At 67.5% G+C, this 26,384-nt stretch carries 20 protein-coding genes; 12 read left to right on the forward strand and 8 right to left on the reverse strand.

Annotation, left to right across the window (positions count from 1 at the left end; all coding sequences use genetic code 11):
- Nucleotides 1–107: 107 nt before the first annotated feature.
- Genes F9K07_RS17880 through F9K07_RS17895 form a run of 4 tightly spaced genes read left to right on the forward strand, consistent with a single transcriptional unit; the run spans nucleotide 108 to nucleotide 4,364 of the window.
- On the forward strand, nucleotides 108–1,079 hold the full coding sequence (locus F9K07_RS17880; protein WP_159594709.1) for a tripartite tricarboxylate transporter substrate binding protein: 972 nt from the start codon (nucleotides 108–110) through the stop codon (nucleotides 1,077–1,079).
- Nucleotides 1,080–1,131: 52 nt separating this feature from the next.
- Nucleotides 1,132–2,295, forward strand: coding sequence for a Gfo/Idh/MocA family protein (locus F9K07_RS17885; RefSeq protein WP_159594710.1), 1,164 nt, complete (start codon nucleotides 1,132–1,134; stop codon nucleotides 2,293–2,295).
- A 4-nt stretch (nucleotides 2,296–2,299) separates the two neighbouring features.
- Nucleotides 2,300–3,484 (forward strand): dihydrodipicolinate synthase family protein, encoded by a 1,185-nt coding sequence (locus F9K07_RS17890; protein WP_159594711.1) that lies wholly within the window; start codon nucleotides 2,300–2,302, stop codon nucleotides 3,482–3,484.
- Between the two features lies 1 nt (nucleotide 3,485).
- Entirely contained in the window at nucleotides 3,486–4,364 is an 879-nt protein-coding gene (locus tag F9K07_RS17895; RefSeq protein ID WP_159594712.1) for a sugar phosphate isomerase/epimerase family protein, read from the forward strand.
- 1 nt (nucleotide 4,365) lies between these two features.
- Here the strand turns inward: F9K07_RS17895 and F9K07_RS17900 are convergent, their stop codons facing one another.
- The 3 genes from F9K07_RS17900 to F9K07_RS17910 form a co-directional block, all read right to left on the reverse strand.
- Complete coding sequence (locus F9K07_RS17900) at nucleotides 4,366–5,643, reverse strand: lactonase family protein (protein WP_159594713.1); 1,278 nt, start codon at nucleotides 5,641–5,643, stop codon at nucleotides 4,366–4,368.
- Nucleotides 5,644–6,001: 358 nt separating this feature from the next.
- Entirely contained in the window at nucleotides 6,002–6,208 is a 207-nt protein-coding gene (locus tag F9K07_RS17905; RefSeq protein WP_159594714.1) for a hypothetical protein, read from the reverse strand.
- 29 nt (nucleotides 6,209–6,237) lie between these two features.
- Complete coding sequence (locus F9K07_RS17910; RefSeq protein ID WP_159594715.1) at nucleotides 6,238–6,570, reverse strand: hypothetical protein; 333 nt, start codon at nucleotides 6,568–6,570, stop codon at nucleotides 6,238–6,240.
- A 352-nt stretch (nucleotides 6,571–6,922) separates the two neighbouring features.
- Between F9K07_RS17910 and F9K07_RS17915 the strand changes: the two genes are divergently transcribed.
- The 8 genes from F9K07_RS17915 to glgA are packed head-to-tail and all read left to right on the forward strand — an operon-like array spanning nucleotide 6,923 to nucleotide 21,062.
- Nucleotides 6,923–7,423, forward strand: coding sequence for an adenylyltransferase/cytidyltransferase family protein (locus tag F9K07_RS17915; protein ID WP_159594716.1), 501 nt, complete (start codon nucleotides 6,923–6,925; stop codon nucleotides 7,421–7,423).
- A complete protein-coding gene (locus F9K07_RS32105) occupies nucleotides 7,420–7,554 on the forward strand; it encodes a hypothetical protein (protein WP_268894718.1) in 135 nt (44 codons plus the stop codon). Before F9K07_RS17915 ends, F9K07_RS32105 begins: the two co-directional genes overlap by 4 nt.
- An 8-nt stretch (nucleotides 7,555–7,562) precedes the next feature.
- Complete coding sequence (gene glgB, locus F9K07_RS17920) at nucleotides 7,563–9,488, forward strand: 1,4-alpha-glucan branching protein GlgB (protein ID WP_159594717.1); 1,926 nt, start codon at nucleotides 7,563–7,565, stop codon at nucleotides 9,486–9,488.
- Nucleotides 9,442–10,755, forward strand: coding sequence for a glucose-1-phosphate adenylyltransferase (locus F9K07_RS17925; RefSeq protein ID WP_159594718.1), 1,314 nt, complete (start codon nucleotides 9,442–9,444; stop codon nucleotides 10,753–10,755). Before glgB ends, F9K07_RS17925 begins: the two co-directional genes overlap by 47 nt.
- Nucleotides 10,752–12,917, forward strand: coding sequence for a glycogen debranching protein GlgX (gene glgX, locus F9K07_RS17930; RefSeq protein WP_159594719.1), 2,166 nt, complete (start codon nucleotides 10,752–10,754; stop codon nucleotides 12,915–12,917). Before F9K07_RS17925 ends, glgX begins: the two co-directional genes overlap by 4 nt.
- Complete coding sequence (gene treZ, locus F9K07_RS17935) at nucleotides 12,914–14,719, forward strand: malto-oligosyltrehalose trehalohydrolase (RefSeq protein WP_159594720.1); 1,806 nt, start codon at nucleotides 12,914–12,916, stop codon at nucleotides 14,717–14,719. The genes glgX and treZ overlap by 4 nt, the downstream gene beginning before the upstream one ends.
- Nucleotides 14,716–19,620, forward strand: coding sequence for a malto-oligosyltrehalose synthase (gene treY, locus F9K07_RS17940; RefSeq protein WP_159594721.1), 4,905 nt, complete (start codon nucleotides 14,716–14,718; stop codon nucleotides 19,618–19,620). Before treZ ends, treY begins: the two co-directional genes overlap by 4 nt.
- Nucleotides 19,617–21,062 carry a glycogen synthase GlgA gene (glgA, locus tag F9K07_RS17945; protein WP_159594722.1) on the forward strand — a complete coding sequence of 482 codons (1,446 nt, stop codon included), beginning with the start codon at nucleotides 19,617–19,619 and terminating at the stop codon, nucleotides 21,060–21,062. Before treY ends, glgA begins: the two co-directional genes overlap by 4 nt.
- A 4-nt stretch (nucleotides 21,063–21,066) precedes the next feature.
- Here the strand turns inward: glgA and F9K07_RS17950 are convergent, their stop codons facing one another.
- The 5 genes from F9K07_RS17950 to F9K07_RS17970 form a co-directional block, all read right to left on the reverse strand.
- Entirely contained in the window at nucleotides 21,067–21,285 is a 219-nt protein-coding gene (locus F9K07_RS17950) for a DUF4287 domain-containing protein (protein ID WP_159594723.1), read from the reverse strand.
- 64 nt (nucleotides 21,286–21,349) lie between these two features.
- Nucleotides 21,350–21,793: a response regulator gene (locus F9K07_RS17955; protein ID WP_159594724.1), complete on the reverse strand. Its 444-nt coding sequence runs from the start codon at nucleotides 21,791–21,793 to the stop codon at nucleotides 21,350–21,352.
- Between the two features lie 40 nt (nucleotides 21,794–21,833).
- Entirely contained in the window at nucleotides 21,834–23,258 is a 1,425-nt protein-coding gene (locus F9K07_RS17960; protein WP_328793991.1) for an RAD55 family ATPase, read from the reverse strand.
- A gap of 114 nt (nucleotides 23,259–23,372) precedes the next feature.
- Nucleotides 23,373–23,621: a hypothetical protein gene (locus tag F9K07_RS17965; protein WP_159594726.1), complete on the reverse strand. Its 249-nt coding sequence runs from the start codon at nucleotides 23,619–23,621 to the stop codon at nucleotides 23,373–23,375.
- Nucleotides 23,622–23,689: 68 nt separating this feature from the next.
- Nucleotides 23,690–26,239, reverse strand: coding sequence for a DUF1631 family protein (locus F9K07_RS17970; protein WP_159594727.1), 2,550 nt, complete (start codon nucleotides 26,237–26,239; stop codon nucleotides 23,690–23,692).
- Nucleotides 26,240–26,384 lie beyond the last annotated feature (145 nt).

Here is a 26,384-nt window from a genome sequence, read left to right on the forward strand (position 1 = left end):
CCACAAACGAAGCGCTTGCGGATCCTCAAAAGGGAATCCTATAATCCCCTCTATTCACCGTTCAGTTAATTAACAGACCAACAAGGTCCTTACTGGAGACAACGCAGATGAAACCGATCCACAGCGCCATCCTCGCCGTGCTCGCCCTCGCCACCAGCTTGCCCGCGCTCGCGCAACAGGGCTACCCGAACAAGCCCATCCGCGTGATCGTGCCGTTCGCCGCCGGCAGCACCACCGACATCATTGCGCGCGCCATCACCGACAAGATGAGCACCAGCATGGGCCAACCCATTGTGGTGGACAACCGCGGCGGCGCCAGCGGCACCATCGGCCAGGCGGCAGTGGCCACGGCCGCGCCCGATGGCTACACCATCATGATCCACTCGTCGTCGCACACGGTGAGCCCCTCCACTTTCAGCAAGCTCTCGTTCGACACCGCGCAAGACTTCGCCGGCATCACCCCGATTTCCTCCACACCCAACGTGCTGGTGATCGCCCCGAGCAAGAACATCCGGACCCTGCCCGCACTCGTGGCCAACGCCAAGGCCAACCCCGGCAAGATGAACTTCGCCTCCGCCGGCCAAGGCAGCGCCACCCACCTCAACGCCGAGAAGTTCAAGATGGCCGCGCAGATCGACGCCATGAACATCCCGTTCAAAGGCTCGGCCGAAGCGGTGACCGAAGTGCTCGCCGGCCGCGTGGACTATTACTTCTCGCCCATCGCCCCGGTGATCGGCCAGATCAGGGAAGGCCAACTGCTCGCGCTCGCTGTGGGCTCGCCGCGCCGCGCCAGCGCCCTGCCCGACGTGCCCACCACGGCGGAGGCCGGCGTGCCCGGCTCCGAATTCAACTTCTGGATCGGCATGATGGCGCCCGCCAAGACCCCGCGCGACATCGTCAACCGCCTGCACGACGAAGTCGTGAAAGCGCTGGCCACGCCCGAAGTGAAGGAACGTTTCCTCAAGCTGGGTGCAGACGCCTGGACGCTCAAGCCCGAGCAGTTCGACGCTTACATCAAAGACGAAATCAAGAGCAACGCCGCGCTGGTGAAAGCCGCCGGCCTGCAAGTGACCAACTGACCCACTGCCCACACCCACGGGTTTTCACAAAGCGAAGAGAAGGAACCACAGAATGGCCGTTCAACAACTCGGGATCATCATGCACGGCGTGACCGGACGCATGGGCATGAACCAGCACCTGATCCGCTCCATCTGCGCCATCCGTGCGCAAGGCGGCGTGACGCTCTCCAACGGCGACCGCGTCATGCCCGACCCGATCCTGATCGGCCGCAACGCCGAAAAAATGGAAGCGCTGGCCAAGGCCCACAACATCGCCCGCTGGGGCACCGACCTCGACGCCGCCTTGGCCAACAAGAGCGACACGATCTTCTTCGACGCCGGCACCACGCAGATGCGCCCCACCCTGCTGGCCAAAGCCATCCGCGCCGGCAAGCACGTGTACTGCGAGAAGCCGATTGCCACCAACCTCAACGAAGCGGTGGAGATCGCGCGCCTGGCCGAAGGCTCTGGCCTGAAACACGGCGCGGTGCAGGACAAGCTGTTCCTGCCTGGCCTGCGCAAGCTCGACATGCTGCGCCGCGCGGGCTTCTTCGGTCGCATGCTCAGCGTGCGCCTGGAGTTCGGCTACTGGGTGTTCGAAGGCGACCTGCAGCCCATCCAACGCCCGAGCTGGAACTACCGCAAGGAAGACGGCGGCGGCATGATCCTGGACATGATGTGCCACTGGCGCTACGTGCTCGACAACCTGTTTGGCGAGGTGAAATCGGTCTCGTGCATCGGCACCACCCACATTCCCACCCGCTGGGACGAAGCCGGCAAGCCCTACGAGTGCACCGCCGACGACGCGGCCTATGCCACGGCAGAGCTCACCGGCCACAACGGCGAACACGTGATCGCGCAGCTCAACATGAGCTGGGCCACGCGCGTGAACCGCGACGACCTCGTCACCTTCCACGTTGACGGCACGCACGGCTCGGCCGTGGCCACGCTCACCGGCTGCAAGGCGCAGAGCCGCGTGAACACACCGCGCCCGGTGTGGAATCCGGACGTCAAGAACACCATGAACTTCTCCGAGCAGTGGCAGGACGTTCCAGACACCCAGGTGTACGACAACGGCTTCAAGATCCAGTGGGAACATTTCATCCGCCACGTGGTGGAGAACGAGCCCTACAAGTGGACGCTGCCCGAAGGTGCCAAGGGCGTGCAGTTGGTGGAGGCCGCGCTGGACAGCTGGAAAGAGCGCCGCTGGATCGACGTTCCCGCCTTGAAGGTCTGAAGCCATGGCCCTGTCGCTGAAACTGCCCAACGCCTCGGGCAAAGTCGAGGCCTACACCCTGCGCGGCACCGCCCCGGTGAAGCCCGCGCCGGGCGTGAAGTTCAACCGCATCGCCTACTCGGCCGCGCACGTGGTGGCCGACCCGCTCGCCGCCATCGACCCCTGGCTGCAATGCGCGGTCGACTGGGACGCCACCATCGCCTACCGCCAGCGCCTGTGGTCGCTCGGCCTGGGCGTGGCCGAGGCGATGGACACCGCGCAGCGCGGCATGGGTCTGGATTGGCCGACCTCGCTCGAACTCATCCGCCGCTCGCTCGACGCGGCGAAGGACGTGCCGGGCGCGCTCGTGGCCTCGGGCTGCGGCACCGACCACCTGGTGCTGGAGAACGTGAAGACGGTCGATGAGGTCATCGCAGGGTATGAGGAGCAGATGGCCGCGATCGAGAAACTCGGCGGCAAGCTGATCGTCATGGCCAGCCGCGCCCTGGCCCGCGTGGCCAGGAGCCCGGCGGACTACGAACGCGTGTACGACCGCATCCTGAGCCAGGCCCGACAACCTGTGGTGCTGCACTGGCTGGGCGACATGTTCGACCCCGCGCTCAAGGGCTACTGGGGCAACGACGACCCCGACAAGGCCATGGACACGGCATTGGCCGTGATCGCCGCGCACCCCGAGAAGGTCGACGGCATCAAGATTTCGCTGCTCGACAAGGACAAGGAAATCGCCATGCGCCGCCGCCTGCCCAAGGGCGTGCGCATGTACACCGGCGACGATTTCAACTACGCTGAACTCATCGCGGGTGATGGCTTGGGCACCGAGAAAACGCATGGCCAGAGCGATGCCTTGCTCGGCATCTTCGACGCCATCGCCCCCGCCGCGAGTGCTGCGCTGGGCGAGCTCGCACAAGGCAACGTGCAGAAGTTCCACGACATCCTGGGCCCCACGGTGCCGCTGTCGCGCCACATCTTTGCCGCGCCCACGCGCTTCTACAAAACAGGCGTGGTGTTCATGGCCTGGCTCAACGGCCACCAGTCGCACTTCACCATGGTCGGTGGCCAGCAGAGCACGCGTTCGCTGCCGCACTTCGCCGAGCTGTTCCGCCTGGCCGACGCGGCCCACCTGCTGGAGCAACCCGAACTCGCGACCCAGCGCATGAACACGCTGCTCGCCTTGCACGGAGTGGCATGACATGCGCGACTTTTCCCAGGACCACCGCTGGCTCTCCATCAACACCGCCACCGTGCGCAAGAGCCGGGGCCAGGAAGTGCCGCTGCCCGACATTCTCGATGCCTGCGCGCGCCACGGCATCGGCGCCATTTCGCCCTGGCGCGACCAAGTGGCCGCCACCGGCCTGAAAACCATTTCGGCCCAGGTGAAGTCGCACGGCCTCAAGCTCTCGGGCTATTGCCGCGGCGGCATGTTCCCGGCCTCCGATGCGGCCGGCCTCAAGGCCGCACTGGACGACAACCGCCGCGCGGTCGACGAAGCCTGTGAACTCAATGCCGCCTGCCTCGTGCTGGTGGTCGGCGGACTGCCCGGCGCGCTCGCGGGCAAGGCCGCGCACAAAGACATTGCCCTGGCGCGGCAACAAGTCAGCGACGGCATTGGCGAGCTGCTGGAATTCGCGCGCAACAGCGGCATGCCGCTGGCCATCGAACCGCTGCACCCCATGTACGCGGCCGACCGCGCCTGCATCAACACCTTGGAGCAGGCGCTGGACGTGTGCGACGCGCTCGACCCCGGCCAGAGCGGCGCGCTCGGCGTGGCGGTGGACATGTACCACGTGTGGTGGGACCCGAAGCTGCAGGCGCAGATCGAGCGCGCGGGCCGCAACCGCTTGCTCGCCTTTCACGTGTGCGACTGGCTCACCCCCACCACCGACCTGCTCAACGACCGGGGCATGATGGGCGACGGCGTGATCGACATCCCGCGCGCACGCGCCTGGGTTGAAGCGCAAGGTTTCGCCGGCTTCAGCGAGGTGGAGATTTTCTCCACCGGCCACTGGTGGCAGCGCGAGACCGACGAGATTCTGAAGACCTGCATCGAGCGGCACCGCAGCGCCGTGTGAGTTACCGGGAGAAAGCGATCGCCCTTGGAATGCTCGCGAGCGCTCCGCTGTAGACCACAGGGCCGCTCAAGGCGCCCGAAGCGGCATCGATGGCGAAGCGCGTCACCGTGGATGACTGCCAGTGCACCACATAGGCAAACCGGCCCGTGGGGTCGACGGACACGAAAATGGGCTCTGAGCCGCTCGAAGGGAAGGTCGCCATCGGGCTCAGCGCACCAGACACCGCGTCGATGGTGTAGGCGGAGACGGTGTTGGCGTTCGAGTTCGCCACATAAGCGAAGCGTCCTGTGGGATCCACCGTTATCGAGACGGGGATGCTCCCGGCTGCCACTGGGGGCACGGCCATGGCACTCAGAGCGCCGGTGCCCGCATCCACGGTGTACGCCGTCACATTGTCGTCGCCCTGGTTCGCCACATAGGCAAACCGTCCGTTGGGCGACAGGCTGATCGAGAAGGGCAGATTGTCTGTGTCGGCCTTCGGTGCTGCGATGGCGGTCAGCCCACCCGACGCGGCATCGATGGCGAAGACAGTCACGTTGTTGGCCAACGAGTTGCTCGCATACAGGAAGCGACCGGCGGGATCGGTGGTAGCCGAAAACGCCCCAAGCCCGGACGTGAAGGGAGATCCCAGCATCTCGCTCAGAGCGCCCGAGACCGGATCGATGGCGTAGGCCGACACGGTGTTGGAGCCGCTGTTGGCCACATAGGCAAACGCCCCGGTGGGATGCACGGCGATCGTCGACGGCGCGGTGCCCGCGGCCACATTCGACACGCCGATGGCGCTCAAAGCGCCCGTGGTGCCATCGATCCTGTACGCGGAGACGTCGTTGGAGACCGTGTTCGCGACATACGCGAACCGTCCCGAGGGATGCACGGCAACGAAAACGGGCTGGTTGCCGGTCGCGACATCGGCCCCCAGCGAACTGAGCACACCGGAGACGGCGTCGACCGCGAATGCGGAGATGCTGTCCACGCTCTGGTTGACCACATACGCAAACCGCGCAGGTGGAGCGGCGCAGGTCACCACGATGTTCGCCACATCCGCACCGGCGACGCTGCCGCTGCCATTGCCGACGGTGCACACGCGGGTCAGGACGTTCGGCTGCGACTTGACGGTGACATCGAAGCTCGCGCCGTTGGCCAGCGGTGTCGCAAAGCTGAAGCTGCCATCGGCGGCAATCTCCAGATCGTCGGCTCCGTTGTTCTGCAGTGCCAGGCCCGTGCCGAGCAGTCCGCGAACCGTTCCTCCAACGGCGTAGTTGCTCGCTGCTGGGGGCACTGGCGGCGTCGGCGTGGAAGGTGCACCACTCCCGCTGCTCCCGCCCCCACCACCGCCACAAGCGCCGAGCGCCAGCAGAGAGCCCAGCACAAGGGCACGACACCCGCGGCCTCGCTGGCTCCAGAACGGGGAAGACAGGGGGCCAAGAACAGCGCGGGCTCGGCGCACAAGCTCGGAACAAGTCATGACAGTGGGCTCTATGAAAAGAGCCTTGTGAGGCCCTTGGTTGAAGAAATCGTGAACCTCTGAGTAACAGAGCCCTGTCGCATTGTTCCGGTGTCGTTCGCGCTAACCGCGCGCTACCCAGGCGGTATAGAGGCCTCCCCGCCTGCACCATATAGATGCCCCCAGGCATTCTTCACCCTGCCCCCACGACGGGAACGCAATTTGCTCGCACAGGCGCATGACACAGCCCGCCTTTGCTCTCTTCGGTCCCGAGCATGCCGACGTCGCCGCCGATGCGCAGAAAGACGAAGAGCCGGGCGAGCCATTGCTTCTGGGCAACCAGGCCGATCTCTTCGCGCACACCGACGAGGTACGGGCAGCCCTCGTGGGCACACTGCATGGCAGGATTCGACGGAATGGCAGTGGCTCTCAGAGGCCGGGTGCCTGGCTGCCTTTGTCGCCTCGTGGCTCCCTCAGCTCCTCGTCTTTCAGCTCGTTCGTTTCCCGCGACACGGTGGGGGCTTGCAGTTCCTGCGCCGATGCGGTGCGCTCGGCTTCGTCTCTCTCGCCCTCGACCCAATCGCCCGAACGGGCCGACCCGTCGTGGCCGCGAAGGCTGGACGGATCGTCGGGGCGCCAGTCACCGTAGTTGCTGCCTTGGCGCGTGCGCGTGCCGCCAGAGGCCGCGCTGACAGGACCTTGCTGCCCCGGCCGGTGCAGCGCGTCCTGGCGAATGCGTTTGTCATTGTCTTGCGAAGCCATGGCTATTCCCTTCTGTCGGTGGGTTCGCTGGACCACTGCGGCCCGGCGTTGGAACGGAGACGGCAAGCCCGGTGCCCGGCACGTCGATTCTGTCGATCACTTCTTCAGCGCCCCACCCCTGCGCCGCCAAGGCAGGCGCAGCAAAGCGTGCGGCACTTTTTGCCGCACAGGCCGCGCCCGTCTGACGCAGGCCGCAATGAGCGCCCCTCGCCGCCGGCAGGCGCATGGCACGCCCATTGCCATCAGAGAGAACCGTCTCCCTTTGCCACCGCGCACGTCACATGAATCTCTCCGTCCCCTCGACCGTTTTCACGCTGCTCAAGCAATGGGATGGCCTGGACAAGCTGCCCATATGAGCGCCATCAAGATCTGTGCGCGTGCCGACCTGAAGCGCCGGGCCGCCGGGCTTGCGCAGCCGCACGTCTTCACCAATGGCATGTTCGACCTGCTGCACCGCGGACACATCGACTACCTGTGCGAGGCACGCTACCTGGGGTGCAGCCTGATCGTGGGCATCCACAGCGACGCCTCGGCGCGCGCCCTCAACAAAGGCGCCGGACGCCCACTGAACAACCAGGCCGATCGTGCCGCCGTGGTCGCCGCGCTCGAATGCGTGAGCCTGGTGGTGGTGTTCGACGAACCCACGCTGCTGACCGTGCTCGAGGAGCTTCGCCCCCGGGTATACGTCAGGGGCGGCCCCTACAGCCTGGACCGTCCGCCCGAGGCCGAACGCATAGGGCAATGGGGCGGACGGACCGTGGTGCTGAACCACCGGGCGGGCTGCTCCACCACCCTCCTGATCGACCGCGCGCGTCAGACCGCCGTCCCTGAACGCAAGGACACCGTGGCATGAGCACCGTTTTGAGCTGTTTCCTCCAGGCCCCCGCCGAGGCCGAAAGCGGCTTCATGCACGGCCCGCAGCAGCACCTGGACGCGTTGTGCGCCCTCGTGGAAGACCACCCCGGCCAGGCCCGCCTGCTGTGATCCACCCCATGCAACATGTCCCACGCATTGCCGACAAACTTGCCGATGAAGACACCGTCTCGCCGGGCGCACACCCCACGCCCGAGGGCGTGCGCTTCAGCGTCTGGGCACCCAACGCCTGGCAGGTGGAGCTGATCGGGGATTTCAACGGCTGGCAGGGCCAGCCCATGGAGCGCGATGGCACCACTGGCCGGTGGAGCGCGCAGATACCGCACGCGCGGCACGGCGAGTTCTACAAATACCGCGTGCACGGGGTGGACGGTGTGATGCGCGACAAGGCCGACCCGTGCGCACACCGCTGCGAACTGCCGCCGGGCACCGCCTCGCAGATCTGGTCGCTCGGTTTCGAATGGGGCGACGCCGACTGGATGGCCACGCGCGGCGAACGCCAGGGTGGCGCGCGCCCGATGTCGATCTACGAAGTGCATCTCGGTTCCTGGCAGCGCGACGCCGATGGCCGTTTCCTGAACTACCGCGAACTCGGCCAGCGTCTGGCCGCCCACTGCACCGCGCTCGGCTTCACCCACGTCGAGCTCATGCCCGTCGCCGAGCACCCGTTCTACGGCTCCTGGGGCTACCAGACCACGGGCTATTTCGCGCCCACGGCGCGCTACGGCACACCGCAGGACCTCATGGCCCTGGTCGACACCTTGCACCGCGCGGGCATCGGCGTCGTGCTCGACTGGGTGGGTTCGCACTTCCCGGGCGATCCGCATGCGCTGGAGCGCTTCGACGGTACCGCGCTCTACGAACACGCCGATCCGCGGCAAGGCTTCCACCCGGAGTGGAACAGCCTGATCTTCAACTACGGGCGGCACGAGGTGCGCGACTTCCTCATCGACAGCGTGCTGTTCTGGCTGCGTCATTACCACTTCGACGCGGTGCGCGTGGACGCGGTCTCTTCCATGCTCTACCTCGACTTCGCGCGCCGCCCGGGCGAGTGGATCCCGAACCACCAGGGCGGCCACCACAACCTGGAGGCGGTGCGGTTCCTGCAGGACCTCAATACCCAGGTCTACGCACAGTTCCCCGACGTGCACACGATCGCCGAGGAATCCACCGCGTGGCCTGGCGTGTCCCGCCCCGTGCATCACGGCGGGCTGGGTTTCGGCATGAAATGGAACATGGGCTGGATGAACGATACCCTGCGCTACATGCAGCGGCCCATGGTGTACCGGCGCTGGCACGAGAAGGACATCCGATTCTCGGCGGTCTACGCGTTCGACGAGAACTTCGTGCTGCCGCTTTCGCACGACGAGGTGGTGTATGGCAAGGGCAGTCTGCTGCAGCGCCACCCCGGTGACGAATGGCAGCGCTTCGCCGGCCTGCGCAACCTGTACGGCTACATGTGGGGGCACCCGGGCAAGAAGCTGCTTTTCATGGGCGGCGAATTCGGCCAGCCCCACGAATGGCACCACGAGGCGGTGCTGGCCTGGCCGCTGTGCCAGCAGCCGCTGCACGCGGGGCTGCTGCGATGGGTGGCCGACCTCAACCGGGTGTATCGCGCGCTGCCCGCGATGCACGCGCAGGACTTCGGGCCGGCGCACTTCGAATGGTTGCCGCTGGAACACGGCGATCCGGACATCCTGGCCTTCCTGCGCCGACACGGCGACGAGGTGGTCCTCGTGATCTGCAACTTCTCGGCGCAAGCCAGGCCCGGACTGCGGATGGGCACGCCGTTTGCCATTGAATGGCATGAGCTCCTCAACAGCGATGCGAACGCCTATGGCGGCAGTGGCGCGGGCAACTTCGGTGGCGCGCAAGCGCAGCCGGTGGCCTGCGGCGGCATGCCCGCCTCGCTGTTGCTCACCGCGCCGCCTCTGGCGACCGTGTTGCTTTCCAACCGCTCCCTTCCACCACTCGAATCCTTAATCCAGGGAGCTCCCCATGTCTCGCAGCAAGAACATACTGGCGTTCGTGATGGCGGGAGGTGAAGGCTCGCGCCTGCACCCCCTGACCGCCGAACGCTGCAAGCCCGCCGTGCCCTTCAACGGCAAACACCGCATCGTCGACTTCGTGCTCTCCAACCTGGTCAACTCCGAGGTCTATTCGATCTACCTTCTCGTCCAGTACAAGTCGCAGTCGCTCATCGAGCACATCCGGCAATCGTGGACGATGACGCGTTTCATACCGCAGCACTTCGTGACGGTGGTGCCGCCCCAGATGCGCAACGGCCCCGAGTGGTTCCAGGGAACGGCCGATTCGGTCTACCAGAACATCCACCTGATCGAGAGCTTCCGGCCCGACATCGTCGTGGTGTTCGGCGCCGACCACATTTACCGCATGGACGTGCGCCAGATGATCGATTTCCACGTGGCCAACGACGCGCAGGTGAGCGTGGCCACGTTACCCGTCGTGCTGTCGCAATGCGACCAGTTCGGCATCGTCGAGACCGACGAGGACCACCGCATCACGGGTTTCGTGGAGAAGCCCCAGGCCACGCGCCCCATGCCGGGCAGCCGCACGCACACACTGGCCTCCATGGGCAACTACGTCTTCAATGCCGACGTGCTGCTCGCGGCGCTGCGCAGTGCCCATGAGACCGGCCACAGCGACTTCGGAAAACACATCCTGCCGGCCATGCTCAAGACCCACAAGCTGATGGCCTACGACTTCCACACCAATACCATCCCCGGCACCGAACCTTACGAGGAGTCCGGCTACTGGCGCGACGTGGGCACCCTGGACGCGTACTACGAGGCCCATTTCGACACCCTGGGCGCTCGGCCCAAGTTCCGCATGACCAACCGCCATTGGCCCATCTACGCCAGCCCCGACCAGGCCGAGTCTGCTCAGATCGAGAACGGCTTGATCAACCGCAGCATCGTGGGCTCGGGCAGCATCGTCGACAACGCACGGCTGGACCATGCCATGCTGCGCCGCTCGGTGCTGGTGGAGCCGGGCGCGGAAATCGAGCACTGCATCGTCATGGAGCGTTCTCGCGTGGGCCGAGGTGCGCGCATCCGGCGCGCCATCGTCGACCAGGACAATGACATCCCGCCGGGCGAATCCATCGGCTTCGACCTGGAGGAAGACCGCCGCCGTTTCCACGTGACCCCCAGCGGCATTGTCGTGGTGCCGGCGCGGTTCTTCCCCGCGCGAAAGCAGGTGGTGGCCGCGCCCACACCCAGTGAACAGGCCCCGCCGGTCGCGCAGATCGAATGGCTCACCGGCGAACCGCGACTCGGAGCCATGGCATGAGCCAGGGGCCCGGCACACCCCTGCACGCTCCCTCCCCTCCCCCTCGAACCCGCCGTCCGCGCGCCCGGCACCACACGGTCGGAGACGGACGGCCGTGGCCCCTGGGTGCCACGCTGGACCGCGATGGCGTCAACTTCGCGGTGTACTCCAGCGCAGCCTCGTGCGTGGAAGTGTGTCTCTACGCCGAGGATGGGCGCACGGAAGTCGAACGCATCGCACTGCCCTGCGCGACCCATGACGTGTGGCACGGTCACGTCAAGGGATTGCGCGCGGGCCAGCGCTACGGCCTGCGCGCGCACGGCCCCTACGAACCGCCCGCCGGCCAGCGTTTCAACCCGGTCAAGCTCCTGCTCGACCCGTATGCGAAGCGCATCGACCGCTCCTTGCGCGGCGACGGGACGCAGTTTGCCTATGTGCTGGGACACGACGAGGAAGACCTCGCCCAGGACACGAGCGACAACGGTGCCACGGCGGTCAAGGCCCAGGTGGTGCGCAACAGCTTCGACTGGGGCCAGGACGCGCCACCCGCGCACCGTCCGGAAGACACCGTGTTCTACGAACTGCACGTGCGCGGCTTCACGCACGGCATGCCAGGCGTGCCGCCCGAACTGCAAGGCACCTACGCGGGGTTGGGCAGCCCTGCCGCCATCGCGCACCTGCAGTCCCTGGGTGTGACCAGCGTGGAGTTGCTCCCTGTACAGGCCTTCATCGACGACATGCACCTGCTGGAAAAGGGCCTGTCCAACCACTGGGGCTACAACACCGTGGCGTTCTTCGCGCCCGAGCCACGCTACGGCACTGCCGACCCGGTGGACGAATTCAAGATCATGGTGAAGTCGCTGCACGCGGCGGGCATCGAGGTGATCCTCGACGTGGTCTACAACCACACCGGCGAAGGCAACCACCTGGGTCCGACGCTGTCGTTCAAGGGTCTGGACAACGCCGCTTACTACCGGCTCGCCGAGGAGCCGCGCTTCTACACCGACTTCACCGGCACGGGCAACACGCTCGACACCAGCAGTCCGCCCGCGTTGCAGTTGGTGCTCGACAGCCTGCGCTATTGGGTCACCGAGATGCACGTGGACGGCTTTCGCTTCGATCTGGCCAGTGCGCTGGGCCGCGATGCGTCGGGCGCCTTCACGCACCGGTCTCCCTTCTTCGGCGCGATCGCGCAGGACCCGGTGCTGCGCAAGGTCAAGCTCATTGCCGAACCCTGGGACCTCGGCCCCGAGGGCTACCAGGTGGGCGGTTTCCCGCAGGGTTGGCAGGAGTGGAACGGGCGCTACCGCGATGCCGTGCGCGATTACTGGCGCAATGCTGACGGCAGCCTGGGCGCGTTCGCCGCGGCGTTGTGCGGCGGCGCCGACATGCTCGCACCGCGGCGGCGCGCGCCTTGGAGCAGTGTGAACCTGGTCACCGTGCACGACGGCTTCACGCTCCACGATCTGGTGAGCTACAACGACAAGCACAACGAGGCCAACGGCGAAGACAACCAGGACGGCGAATCGCACAACCGCAGCTGGAACTGCGGCCTGGAAGGCCCGGCCGACGGCAACCTCGAAGTGAGCACCTTGCGCCAGCGGCAGATGCGCAATTTCCTCACCACCCTCTTCTGCTCGCACGGCGTGCCGTTGCTGCTGGCCGGTGACGAATTCGCGCGCACCCAGGGCGGCAACAACAACGGCTACTGCCAGGACAACGCCATCAGCTGGGTCGACTGGGCGTTGGCCGAGCGCCACGACGAACAGCTCGCCTTCACACGCGCGCTCGCGGCGCTGCGGCGCGAACTCGGCGTGCTGCGCCTGCGTGCGTGGCCGCACGGCGCCGAGGACGACCTGCCGTGCCCCAGCGTGCAATGGCACAGCGTGTGGGGCCTGCCCATGACGCCGGAGGAATGGGACGACCCCCAGGCGCGTTGCGTGGCCGCCTGGATCGAAAGCGGCGTCGAAGCGCAGGCCGTCCTGCTGCTGTTCAACGCCACACCGCAAGACGCCGTTTTCACCCTGCCTGCCGACGAATCCGCCCGCGACTGGACCGTGCGCGTGGACACGCGCCACGCCACCGTGGCCACCCAGGGCGACGCCGTGGCCAGCGGCGGGCAGATCACCCTGGTGCCGCATTCGATGGCCGTTCTCACCACGGCCGCCCGGGACGCGACATGAAACACCAGCACACCATGCCCTTTGGCGCCACGCTGCGCCCAGAAGGCGGCGCTGAGTTCCGGTTGTGGGCGCCCGACGCCCAGGAGCCGGTGCTGGTCTACCGCAACGCCCACGACAACCTCTGCCGCGTGACGGCCCGCTGCGAAGGGGATGGGCTGTGGCACTGCAGCGTGAACGACGCCGATGCGCACACGCTCTACGAATGGGAAGTGAACGGTGGGCAGCGCGTGCCCGATCCGGCCTCGCGCCACAACCCGCACGGCCCCATGGGTCCCAGCCGCGTCACCGATCCCCTCGCGTTCGAATGGGACGCAGGCTGGCGAGGTCGGCCATGGTGCGACGCCGTGATATACGAAATGCACGTCGGCACGTTCACCGCACAAGGCACGTTCGCGGCCGCTGCGCAACGCCTGGCGCAACTGTCCGACCTGGGCGTGACCGCCATCGAACTCATGCCTGTGGCGGCCTTCCCCGGGCAGTTCGGCTGGGGCTACGACGGCGTGCTGCCCTATGCGCCGCACAGCGCCTATGGCGCCCCGGACGAACTCAAGGCCTTTGTGCAGTCCGCTCACCGACTGGGCTTGATGGTGTTCCTCGACGTGGTCTACAACCACTTCGGACCGCAGGGAAACTTCCTAGACCGGTACGCGCCGCAGTTCTTCTCGGACACGCACAAGAGCCCGTGGGGTGCGGCGCTGAACTTCGATGGCGCGGGCAGCCACAGCGTGCGCGACTTTTTCATCCACAACGCGCTGTACTGGATCCAAGAGTTCCGCTTCGATGGCCTGCGGCTGGATGCGGTGCATGCCATCGAAGACCGCAGCGCGCCCGATGTAATCGACGAGCTCTCGCAGCGCGTGCGCGAAACCACGGCTGGCCGACACGTGCATCTCATTCTGGAAAACGAGAAGAACGAGCGCCGACGCCTGGCCGCCACACCCCAGCCAGGCCACTTCGACGCCCAATGGAACGACGACTTCCACCACGCCCTGCACGTGCTGCTCACCGGTGAACGCCAGGGCTACTACGGCGACTACGCGCACGCCCCGCTCGACCTGCTCGCGCGCGCGCTCACGCACGGCTTCGTGTTCAAGGAAACGACGCGCCTCGAAGGCGGCCGCCGTGCCTCCTGCAGCCCGGCCCCCGCGCAGCCGCTGGGCGCCATGGTGAACTTCGTGAACAACCACGATCAGGTCGGCAACCGCGCCTTCGGCGAGCGGCTGGACCAGCTCGCACCGCCCGGTGCCATCGAACTCGCCCTGCTGCTTGCTCTGTTGACACCCGCCACGCCCATGCTCTTCCAGGGCGATGAGCGGGCGGCCGACACGCCCTTTCTTTACTTCGCCAATTGGGACGGCGAATTGCGCGAGGCGGTGCGTGCCGGACGGCGGCGCGAATTCGGGCACGAGGAAACGCCCGGCCACCCGCTGCCCGACCCGTGCAGCGAAGCCACGTTCCAGGCCAGCGCCCTGCCCTGGTCGCAAGCCCGCGGCGAGGCGCGGCAAGCCCTGGTGCGTGCCGCACTCGCGGTGCGCCGCGAATGGATCGCGCCGCGCCAGGCCGCGCTGAACCACGGCGCGCACGCCGCGCGCAGGGTCGGTGCAACCGGACTGCATGTGCGCTGGCACTACACCACCGGGCCCGCGTTGCTGCTCGACATCAACCTCGGCGACGAGCCGGTGGAGGGCACCGTGCTCGAACCCTCCGGCCGCCTGCAAACCGTGTTCGCGCACAACCGCCCGGATGCCCACGGGTCATGGCCTGCCTGGTCGGCGCGATGGCGCGTGTGGGAGCCGACATGAGCGAAGAAGAACTGCAGGCGCGCGCGGCGGCGGCCGGTATCGCGCTGCACTACACCAGCTTCTGGGGCGAGCACCAGCAGGTACCGCCTGCGGTGCTTCGCAAGCTGCTCAACGCCATGGGCGACCCGGGTGCGCCGGTGCCGCCGCCGCCCGTGCTGCTGCGGCAGGGCGAGGCTGCGCGATGGGCGGCCGAAGACGGCCCCTGGCAACTGCGCGAGGCCCGCAGTGGCGACGTGGTGTGCGCCGGGACCTCGCCGTACGTGGACTGCCCCGACTCGCTGGTACCGGGCTGCTACCGCCTGTGCACGGCGTCGAGCACGTCGCTGGTCATCGTTGCGCCGGCCACCTGCTGGATGCCCCCCGAATGGCACGAAGGCCAGCGCTGGTGGGGCCTGAGCGCGCAGCTCTACGCGTTGCGCTCCCTGCGCAACTGGGGCATCGGCGATTTCACCGATCTGCGTGACTTGGTGGACATTGCCGCGGCGCAAGGCGCGGCCTTCGTCGGCGTGAGCCCGTTGCACGCTCTGTTCGCGCACCAGCCCGAAGCCGCCACGCCTTACAGCCCCTGCAGCCGCCTGGCGCTCAACCCCTTGTTCATCGACGTCGAGGCGGTGCCCGAGTTCGAGACTTGCGACTCCGCCCGGACCCTGGTGACGAGCACGGGCTTCCAACGCCAGCTGCATGCCCTGCGCGACGCGCGCGAAGTGCGGTACGCGGACGTAGCGGCCACCAAGCACGAAGTCTTGCGCCTGCTGTGGTCGCACTTTCGCGCGCAGGGCGCAGGCACCGACCGGCGGCAACGTTTCTTGCGTTTCCAGCACGGGCACGCCGACACACTGGGCCGCCACGCGCTGTGGGAAGTGATCCAGTTGCGCCTGCACGCATCGGACCCCACGGTTTGGGGCTGGCCCGCCTGGCCGCTGGAGCTGCAGGACCACGAGGGCCTCGCGGTGCGCAATTTCGAATGCGAACACGCCGACGAGGTGGACTTCCGCTTCTGGCTTCAGTGGCTGGCCCACGAGCAACTGGCGCAAACCCAGCAACACGCCCGCGAGCGCATGCCCGTGGGCCTGTACGGCGACCTCGCCGTCGGCGCCAACGAGGGCGGTTCGGAAACCTGGGTGATGCGCGGCCTGTATGCCCGGGGGGCGCACGTGGGCGCGCCGCCCGATCCGCTGAACCGGCTGGGACAGGATTGGGGCCTGCCGCCCATGAGTCCCACAGCCCTGGCCGCCGCGCACTTCGAGCCCTTCATCGCGCTGCTCGGTGCCGCGATGCGCCACGCAGGTGCACTGCGCATGGACCACGTCATGGCCCTCATGCGCCTGTTCTGGAACACCTCGGAGGGCGGCAGCTATGTCCGCTACCCGCTCGACACCTTGCTGGCCATTGTGGCGGTGGAGAGCCACCGCCACCGCTGCGCCGTGATCGGCGAGGACCTGGGCAATGTGCCGCCCGAGATGCGCGAAGCCATGGCGCGCTGCGCGATGCTGTCGTACCGGCCGCTGTGGTTCGAACGCGCACCCGACGAAGCATTTCGCCGGCCGGCCGATTGGCCACCCCAGGCGCTCGCCGTGGTGAGCACGCACGACCTACCCACCCTGGCGGGCTTCTGGCGTGGCGCGGACGTCGCCACGCAACACCGCCTGCAACTGCTGCCCGACGCGGCGGCGCACGAACGCCTGCTGGGTGAGCGCGCGCAGGACCGGGCGCGGCTGTGGCGCGCGCTCGAGCAGGAAGGCCTGCTGCCCGAGGGGGCCGCGCCGCCACCGCCGCACGAGCAACCCGGCCCGGCGCTGATCGCCGCGGTGCACGCCTACCTCGCGCGCACGCCGTGCTGGCTGGCCGCCGTACAGCTCGAAGACGTGACCGGCCAGGTGGCGCAGGTGAACGTACCCGGCACCAGCGAAGCGCAGCACCCCAACTGGCGCCACCGCGTGGAGGTCGCGCTGGAAGCGCTGAGCACCCTGCCCGCCTGGACCGCGGTGTGCGCGGCCATGCGACGCGAACGCGATCTGGCGCTGCCTGGTCTGGAAACCGCCGACATCCCGCTGGCCACGTACCGCATGCAGTTCCACGCCGGCCACACTTTCGCCCAGGCGCGCGCTGCCGTGCCCTACCTCGCCGCGTTGGGCGTGAGCCATCTCTACGGCTCGCCTTACCTGATGGCGCGCCCCGGCAGCACGCACGGTTACGACGCGGTCGACCCCACGCGGCTCAATCCCGAGATTGGCGACGACGATGCCCACGCGGCGCTTTGCGCCGAACTGGACGCGCACGGCATGGGCCAGGTGCTCGACGTCGTGCCCAACCACATGGCTGTGCTGGAAGCCCGCAACCCATGGTGGGAGGATGTACTCGAACACGGCGAGGCCTCGCCGCACGCACCCACCTTCGACATCGAGTGGCACCCGGCCGCTCCCGAGATGCAAGGACGCCTGCTGCTGCCCATCCTGGGCAACCACTACGGCCGCGTGCTCGCAGCCGGTGAATTGCAGCTGCGTTTCGACGTCGAAACCGGGCGCTTCGCCGTGCACCATTGGGATCACCGCGCACCGATCGACCCGCGCGACGTGCCCGCCGTGCTGGCCGCCGCCCCCCCGCCCACCGCCCAGGAAGCCGAGATGGCCGAGGTGCACGCGCTGCTCGGAGCGTTCGGTGAGCTGGTGCCGCGCCACACGGCGGATGCGCAGGCGCGCCGCGTGCGTTGGCGCGAGGCGCGCGCCTTGCAGCAACGTTTTGCGGCGCTCGTGCACTCCAACGGTGACTTGCGCGCCTGGATCGACGATGCGCTGCGCGCCCTCAACGGCACGCCGGGCGACGCCGCGAGCTTCGATGCGCTGGACGCACTGCTGCGCCGCCAGGCCTACCGGCTGGCGCACTGGCGCACCGCCAACGACGACATCAACTACCGGCGCTTCTTCGATATCAACGCCCTGGCCGCCTTGCGCATGGAAGACGCCAGCGTGTTCGAGGCCACGCACCAGCGCGTGCTGGGCTGGCTGCGCGACCGCAAGGTCAGCGGCCTGCGCGTGGACCACCCCGACGGCCTGAGCCGGCCGCACGCCTACTTCCGCCTGCTGCAGCAGCGCTACGCCGCCATGGCGCGCGCCGCGCAGCGTGAGCCGCGCGCGCTCTACCTTGTGGTGGAGAAGATCCTGGCCGACCACGAGCCGATGCCCGAGGCATGGCCGGTGCACGGCGGCACGGGCTACCGTTTCAGCAGCCTGGTCAATGGCTTGTTCGTCGACCCGGCGGGTGAGAGCGCTTTCGACGACGCCTATGAGAGCTTCACCGGCGACACCACCTCGTTCGAAGACACGGTGCACGCCTGCAAGAAGCTGGTGATCGATTCGGCCTTCGGCGCGGAGCTGAACTGGCTCACCGAAACGCTGCACCGCATCACGCGCGCCGAGCGCCGCATGAGCGACTTCACGCGCCAACGCCTGCGCAGCGCCCTGGCCGAGGTGGCGGCGGCCTTTCCGGTGTACCGCACCTACGTCAGTGCGGACACGCCCGGCCCGAGCGAGACCGACCGCCAGCACGTGGCCTGGGCCTTGTCGCGCGCGCGCCAGCGGCTGGAGCGCACCGAGGCCGATCTGCTCGACAGCCTGGGACCCATCCTGCTCGGCGAGGCCGGGCCTGCACAGGCCCTGCGGGAACGTTTCGTCGAACGCTGGCAGCAGTTCACCGCCCCCGTGATGGCCAAGGCGGTGGAAGACACGGCCTTCTACCGCTATGTGCGACTCGCCTCGCTAAACGACGTGGGCGCCGAACCGCGCCGCTTCGGCGTGTCGGTGGCCGCGTTTCACAACGCCAACGTGCAGCGCGCGCGCCACCGGCCGCATTGGCTGCTGGCCACCTCCACCCACGACAGCAAACGCTCGGAGGACGTGCGGGCGCGCCTGAATGTGCTCTCGGAGATCCCGGCGCAGTGGGCCGAGACCGTCAGCGAACTCGATCGCCTGGGCGAGCGTTTCCAGTCGGAAGTCGACGGTGTCGCGGCCCCGTCCACACAGGACCGCTGGACGTTGTTCCAGGCGCTGGTGGGCATCTGGCCGGCCCATGGCGCCACGCAAGCCGAGCGCGGCGAACTCCGGCAGCGCCTGCAGCAAACCATGCAGAAAGCCATGCGCGAGGCCAAGCGTGAGTCGCACTGGCTGAGCCCGAACGAAGCCTACGAGCAGGCGATGGAACGCTACATCGAGAGCGCGCTGTCGTTCGAGAGCTTCGTGCAGCGGCTGGAAGCCTGCGTGCGCGGGATCGCACCCACCGGCTTTCGCAACAGCCTGGCCCAGCTTGCATTGAAGATGACCGTGCCCGGCGTGCCCGACATCTACCAAGGCTGCGAGCAGTGGAATTTCAGCCTGGTGGACCCGGACAACCGCCGCCCCGTGGACTTCCCCGAACTCGCCGCCGCGTTGCAACGCCACCAGCCGCTGTACGCCCACGGTGCATGGCCGAGCGAGGCGCTCTGGCGCGCCTTGCTGCCGGCCTGCCCCGGCGCGGAACTCAAACAGATGGTCACCTGGCGTCTGTTGCAGTTGCGCCGTGCGCACGCCGGCCTGTTCCGCGATGGCGCCTACCTGCCACTGGCCGTTGCAGGCACAGCGGGCGAACACCTGCTGGCGTTTGCCCGCCTGCACGAAGGACGCGCGGTGGTCGTGCTGGTCGCGCGTCTGCTGCACGGACTGGCGCAGCGGGGCTGGGGCGACACCCTCGTTCACATCGCGGCAGCGCACCCCACGCTGGACAGGACCGAACACTGGCAGAACACGATGACCGGAGAAGTCCTGGCCGACGACGGCCGCGGGCTGCGTGCGCAGGACGTGCTCGGCGACGTTGGCGCGCAAGGCCACCGCCTGCCGTTCGCGGTGCTGGTGCGGCAGGAGGCAGCATGAACATCCTCTTCGTCACTCCCGAATGCGCGCCGCTGGTGAAGACGGGCGGCCTGGGCGACGTGAGCGCCGCCCTGCCGCGCGCGCTGGCGGCGCTGGGGCACGACGTGCGCGTGCTCATGCCGGCTTACGGCCACATGCAGGCCCGGGGCGAACTCACCGGCCACTTCGTGCTGCCGGCCTTCGGCCCCTGGCCCGCCGCGCAACTGCTCCAACTCGAACGCCCCGGCACGGCGCCGATGTGGTTGTTGTCCTGTCCCGAGCTGTATGCGCGCGGCGGCAGCCCTTACGGCGAAGCCGCAGGACCAGACCATGCCGACAACGCCCGGCGCTTCGGCATGCTCAGCCGCGTCGCCGCATGGATGGGCACGGCCGCCACGCCCTGCGGCTGGCAGGCCGACATCGTGCATGGCAACGACTGGCCTTGTGGTCTCGCGCCGCTGTTCCTGCGCCATGCGCGCGTAGGTGCCACGACGCCGGTGGCCCGCAGCATCATGACCGTGCACAACCTGGCGTTCCAAGGACTGTTTCCCATGGACGCCTGCGACTCGCTCGGCATTCCCGCGCAAGACCGCGGCATCGACGGCGTGGAGTTCTGGGGACAGGCGTCCATGCTCAAGGCCGGCTTGCAGTTCGCCGACGCCATCACCACCGTCAGCCCGACGTACGCGCACGAAATCCAGCAGGCCGACAACGGCTTTGGACTGGACGGCGTGCTGCTCAGCCGCCGCCAAGACCTGCACGGCATCCTGAACGGCATCGACACGCAGGTGTGGAACCCGGCCACCGACAAGCTCATTGCCGCTCGCTACAGCGCGGCCGACCTCTCGGGCAAGGCGGCCAACAAGACCGCGCTGCAAGCCCACTGCGAGCTGCAGCCCACGCGCAACCGCATGCTCTTCGGCCTGGTGGGCCGCCTCACTGACCAAAAGGGCGTAGACCTGGTGGCGCGGGCGGCGCCCGCCATCGTGCAGGGTAGCGGCCAGCTGGTCGTGCTCGGCGCGGGCGATACCGCGCTGCAGGATGCCCTGCGGGACGCTGCGGCTGCCCACCCGGGTCAGGTGAGCGTGACCCTCGGCTTCGACGAAACCCTGGCCCACCAGATCGAGGCCGGCGCCGATGCCTTCCTCATGCCCTCGCGCTTCGAGCCCTGCGGCCTGAACCAGATGTACAGCCAGGCCTACGGCACACCGCCCATCGTCGCGCCCGTCGGCGGTTTGCGGGACTCGGTGACCGACGCGGCCGATGGCGGTGGTGGCTTCGTGATGGCGTCGCACGATCAGGCAGCGTTCGGCGATGCGATCGTCCGTGCGACCAACGCCTGGCGCGACACCGGCACCTGGCGCGCGGTGCAACGCGCCGGCATGGCGCGCGAGTTCGCTTGGGACGCGCCAGCGCGGCGCTACGCATCGCTCTACGAAAACCTGCTCAACGCCGCGCCTTGACCCCTCAGCGCGCGCTGGTCTTGCTCATGTGCCAGGCCACCAGCGCATTGGCATGGCCGTGGCCCATGCCGTGTTCCGTCTTCAGCAGGCTCACCAGCTCCATGTGCTTCATCGGGCCGGCCTTCTGAAGCACCTGCATCCAATGGTCGATCGGCTGGCCGTATTTCTTTTCGATGGACGGGAAATAGGACGCGGGGCCTTTGACGGGAGGTTGGGTAGGCATCAGGACACGCTTTCGGTAGTCGTCATAGGAAAATGCAGATGGGTGCCAACATGCCGCCGCTGCCCTACTCCTGCGGTGGCAGTTGAATCCCCTTCAACAACTGCTTCATCGAATCGTCCACCTCATGCGAGGTCGGCCGCGCCGGCCGTCCGCTCTCCAGCAACTGCGCGACCAGCTCCAACAACGCATCCACGTCGAAAGGCTTGACCAGAAGGGCGTCGTAGTCGCTGAAGCTCTGGCGCACCACCTCTTCGCTCGTCCCGCTCATGAAGATGAACGGAATCTGCGCCAGCGCCGGGTCGCTACGCACGATCTGACCGAGTTCGCCGCCGTTCATGGTGGGCATCATGAAGTCGGACAGAATGAGCGCCGGCGCCTCGCCTTTCAGCAACTCGACGGCGACCTTGCCGTTGGACGCGTTGGCCACACGGTAGCCGGCCGTCTCCAGCAACAGCCGCATGACCTCCGCGTTGCCGTATTCGTCTTCGACGACCAAGACCAGTTTCACCGTGGTGGTCCCGCTTGCATGGCGTTGTGTGGTGTTGCGTTCAGGAGCCCGAGGGCCGGCGGCTGGACACGGCGAGCTGCACGTCGACCGACTGCTGGCTGGCGTGGCCGCCGCGCACCTTGGTCACGCCCAGCCAGCGGCGACCGACGCCTTCGGCAGCCGTCTCCCGGCTGGCGGCGAGCGATCTGGGCTCCGAGGAGAAGTCGAACGCGTTGTCGAACAGGCCCACCACGCCATCGGCCAACGCGGTACCGGCCGCGACGGCCAGGGCCGCCGGGTCGACCGTGAAAAGCGAGGTCACGCCGCGTTCCCGCAGTTCGGCCAACAGCCTCCCCAGGAACCGGTAGCCGCGTTCGGGAAAGGCCAGGGTGTCGGCCAGGCCAGCCAGGCCGTCGATGACCAAGCGGCGTGCGCCCAGCTCGTCCACGAGGCGAAGCACCTTGTGCCCCATCTCGTCCATGGACTCGTCTTCGAGGCCCAGCCGTTCGATCTGCAAGGCGCCGGAGTCCACTGCTTCGGCAATGGCCAGGCCGAGGTTGCTGCCCGCGCGCTGAAGATCGTCGGCGGTCTCTGTGCAGGTCATGAACAGCGCAGGCTCTTCCACGGTGGCCGAGGACGCGAACGCGAGCGCGACGGTGGTCTTTCCGCTGCCGCTCTCGCCCACCACGATGCCGGCGCTGCCCGCCAGCAGCCCGCGTTCGCGCAATACACCGTCGAGCCCGGGCATACCGGAGGACACGTGCTGCACGGCCAGTTGGGGGCTGTTGTCCTTCTTCGGGTCGATGGGCAGGCTCTCCAGGCGCGGGAAGAACCGCAGGCCTTTGTCGGAAATGCAGAACGTGTGGCTGCCGCGAATGACCATGCTGCCGCGGAACTTGCGCACTTGCAGGCGGCGCTCGGCGCGCCAGTGGAAGCCGTGGTCTTCGAAGGCAAAGATGCCGTCGACCATGGTCTGCTCGGCGCTCAGCGCATTGCCGTGCCCGCTGGTCAGCACCAGACAGGTGCAGGACATCACGCTCACCAGGCTCTGCAGTTCGTGAACGAACTGCCGCACGGATTCGTCGGCGGACATGGCCTCGCGGTTCACGACCAGACCATCGATCACGAGCAGGGACGCGCGATGGCGAGCCAACTCGGCGCGCAACAGGCCCACCACGCCCTTGAGGCCGTCGGTCTCGAATTCGCGGTAGCCGCTGATGTAGAAGACGCGCGCGTTGACCTGCGATCTTTGGAAGAAGTCCTGCCCTTCCATGTGCTGCAGCATGCGCGCGTGCGATTCGGCGAGCATGGTGACGTACAGGGTGCACACGTCACCTTGGGCCAGGGTGTAGGCGATCTGGTTGGCCAGGGTGGTCTTACCTACACCGGGCGGGCCTTCGAAGATGTATACGCCCCCTCCAAACAGGCCACCGTGCAGGATTTCGTCCAAACCGGGGACTTGGGTCGGCAATCTTTTCATTCTCATGGGGACAGGTCGGTTCACGGACTTGCTGGCAATCGTCCGAGGATACGCCAACCTGCCGCACCCGCCGTCTGCACAGCCCGTCCCGGTGTCAAGGCGCGCCGGGCTGCCTTGCCGTCATCGAACCGAAAGCAATGCCGTATCCGCCGACACCGATGTGCGCACCTCGTCCCCCAGCAGCACCGAGCCGGTGGCACGCTGGTGCTGGCGCCGCATTTCGCCGCGCTCGGCGATATCGTCCAGTACGGAGAGAAAACCTGCCATCAGCATCCCGGCCATCACCAGCATCACGCCGATCAGGACATGCGGGAGGTAGTGGATCAGCAGGTCGTCGCCACTGTCCGCGCGCTGATGGTTGGGGCTCATGGTCTTCTCCGAGGTGCGTTGATCGCGTCAACGGATGATCCTCGCGGGCCATGCCCCGCCATGTCGGCTCAGCTCGACGGCCGATGTAGGAGAGCACCGACAGAGGCCAGCGCCCCCTGCTCGCGGACCACATCCTTGGGCTTGCCGACCGTCTTCAGGGATTGCAGCGCCTTCTCCACCACGGCGCCCGGTGCGTTGACCGGACGCAGCAGGCGGTTGGCGATCAGGCGTTCGCAGCTGCGCTTGGTCATGGAGTGCGGCCGGCCACCCCGGCTCACGAACATGAACAAGGTGCTCTTGCTGCTGGCCCAGATGAGTTGCGCGCGCAGCCATTCGCGGTGCGAATACAGGTCGACCCAGTCGCCTTCGCGCAGCGAAATGAGCACGGCCGCGGCGTTGATGTCCGCCCGCTCGGCTTCCTGGGCCAACGCGGCTGCCTGGGAATCGTCTGCGCTGGCGCGCGCCTGCACCTGGGACTCGATCAAGTCGTCGAAATCGCTGGGCATCGTGTCCTGGAAGCCGGCCGCCTCCAGCTCGACCTTGCCCAGCCAGGGCTGCGCCTTCGGGCGGGGGTTGCGCTGTTCCGGCGTGGCCGGCAGGGTTTCGTCCAGATCCATTGACATCGACGACGGGATGTCGTCCATCGGCAGGGAAGACGGCACACCCTCCACCGACCCCGGCTCGGACAGGCTGGCGTCGTGGCGGATGCGCGCGCGCCGCAAGCCCAGCACCGGTTGGTGCAGGCGCATGAGCGCGTCGAAGAAAGGCTTGGTTTCCTCGCGCGTCTTGCCCAGCATGTCCAGACCCGAGTGCAACGTGGCCAGCATGGCCGGGACCATGGCGAACAGCTCCTTGGGTCGCTTGAGCGTGACCTCTTTCTTCACGCTCCACAACAGGTTGGAGACCACCTTGCGGTAGCCGCCCGGGTCCAGTTGCTGTCCCGCGTCGTCCAGCTGGGCCGAGGCGATCACGAGCGCCCACGGGCCATAGAGGAAATCGAGGATCACGCCCGGGGCATTCTCGACGTCGGGACGCTGGCTCAGCTCCCAGGCGATCTGGTCGGCCATCGCCTGGCGCTCTTCGGCGTAGCGGATGGACTGCAGGCCGTTGTCCTGCAGCGCGAGTTCGTTGCGGTCCTGGGCGTCCCAGCTTTCGCGCAGCGCGGTCAGCGCGTCTGCGAAGGGCTGCGGATCGCTGGAAGCATTGGCGTTGAGCGCGTTGAACGCCTGCTGCACCGGCTGGAAGAAACCGCCGAATTCCTCGGTGAACTCGTCGTTGAACTTGAAGCTGCGCTGCGCCACGCTCTCGACCAGGCGCCGCGCCGGGTGCTCTTCTTCGTTGAAGAACTTCGGGTTGGCCATGGCCAGGCGCAGCAAAGCCGGCTCCAGCGCCACCACCGCTTCGCGAACGGGCCCCAGCAGCAGCGGGTCGCTCGCCACCTGGCTCACCAGCGTGCGCACCAGGTCCAGGCCCACGGCCTGGTGGACGCGCTGCGCCTTCTGCTTGAGGTGCATCAGCACCCGCTCGCGCTCGTGGGCCGCGGCGTAGGTGCCCCAGGCTTGCCGGCTCAGCTGGCTGCCAATGCCGACCTCGCGCGCCGGCCGGTCCACAGCGGGCAGATCGCGGTACTGCGTCTGCCGCTCGATGATCATGGACTCGTCGAGCAAGGGAATCGCGGCGTAGGCCTCGATCGCGGCGAGCTCTTCGCTCACCTGCTCGTAGTACTCGGGCGTGAGATGGCGGTCGTATTGCGCGCCACCCTCGTTGAGGAATTCGTGGAAGACGTGGTGGCCCACGCCCGGCTGGCGGCGCCCGAGCGACGGCATGGGCGGCAGGTGCGTGGCGCTTCCCCAGGTGGAATTCCTGTGCGTGCCATGGCCAGAGGTCTGCCACTGGCTGGCGAGTTCGCCGTGAGAAGACGTGTCGAACGGGGCCGCGCGGGTGGAGGCGCTGCCGCCCACGCCCGGGCGGGTGGCGCCGCTCGCCAACCGCACGCGGTAGCCGGCTTCCTGCACGTTCGCGCGTTGCAGGATCAGGGCCACGCGCTCGTAGAGCTTCTGCAGTTCATGGCCCAGGGCCTTGTCCATGTGGCGCAGCCACATCGCGCGCACCTCGGGTTCCGATTCGCTCGCGGCCATCAGCGCGCGCAAGGCCCGCACGAATACCGAAGGCCGCATCGGGTTGCGTTCGGCCTGCACGGTCGGCAACCCGACCACGGAACTCATCAGCGCGTCGAGCACCGAAAGTTGCTGCTCCACCACCGGCAAAAGATCGTGCACCAGCCGCGCGGATTCGAGCGATTCGTTGACCGCCTGGTCCTCGACCAGCGAGAGCATGGACGTGGTCGACAGCAGTCCCGGCCGCGAAGAATTCGACTCTGGCGACGTGTCCAACGCCTCGCGCAGGTGCTGGGTGAACTGCGAACCCCAGGGGATCTTGTTTTGCAGCAGGCCCCACCAGGCCTTGGCGAACTGGTCGCGCTCCCGCACGTCCATCGAAGCCTTTTCGGCCGCCTGCAGGCTGGCGATGGCCGCGTCCGCGCAGCGCGCCAGCATCTCTGGCGCACTCGACAGTGCTTCTTCAAAACACTGCTGCAGCAAACGGGAGGAGGCCGGCATGGAAACGGAATCTGCGGGGATCGGCCTTCAGGCGAAGGAATGACGTCGGGAGACACTTTTATACCCGGACGGGTAGATTAGCATCTTGACGCATCGCAAATAAACGTTGGCCGGCCCCAACATGGCACTGGGCGGCGCGCGCCCT

The sequence above is a fragment of the Hydrogenophaga sp. BPS33 genome (genome assembly GCF_009859475.1).
Lineage (GTDB): Bacteria > Pseudomonadota > Gammaproteobacteria > Burkholderiales > Burkholderiaceae_C > Hydrogenophaga.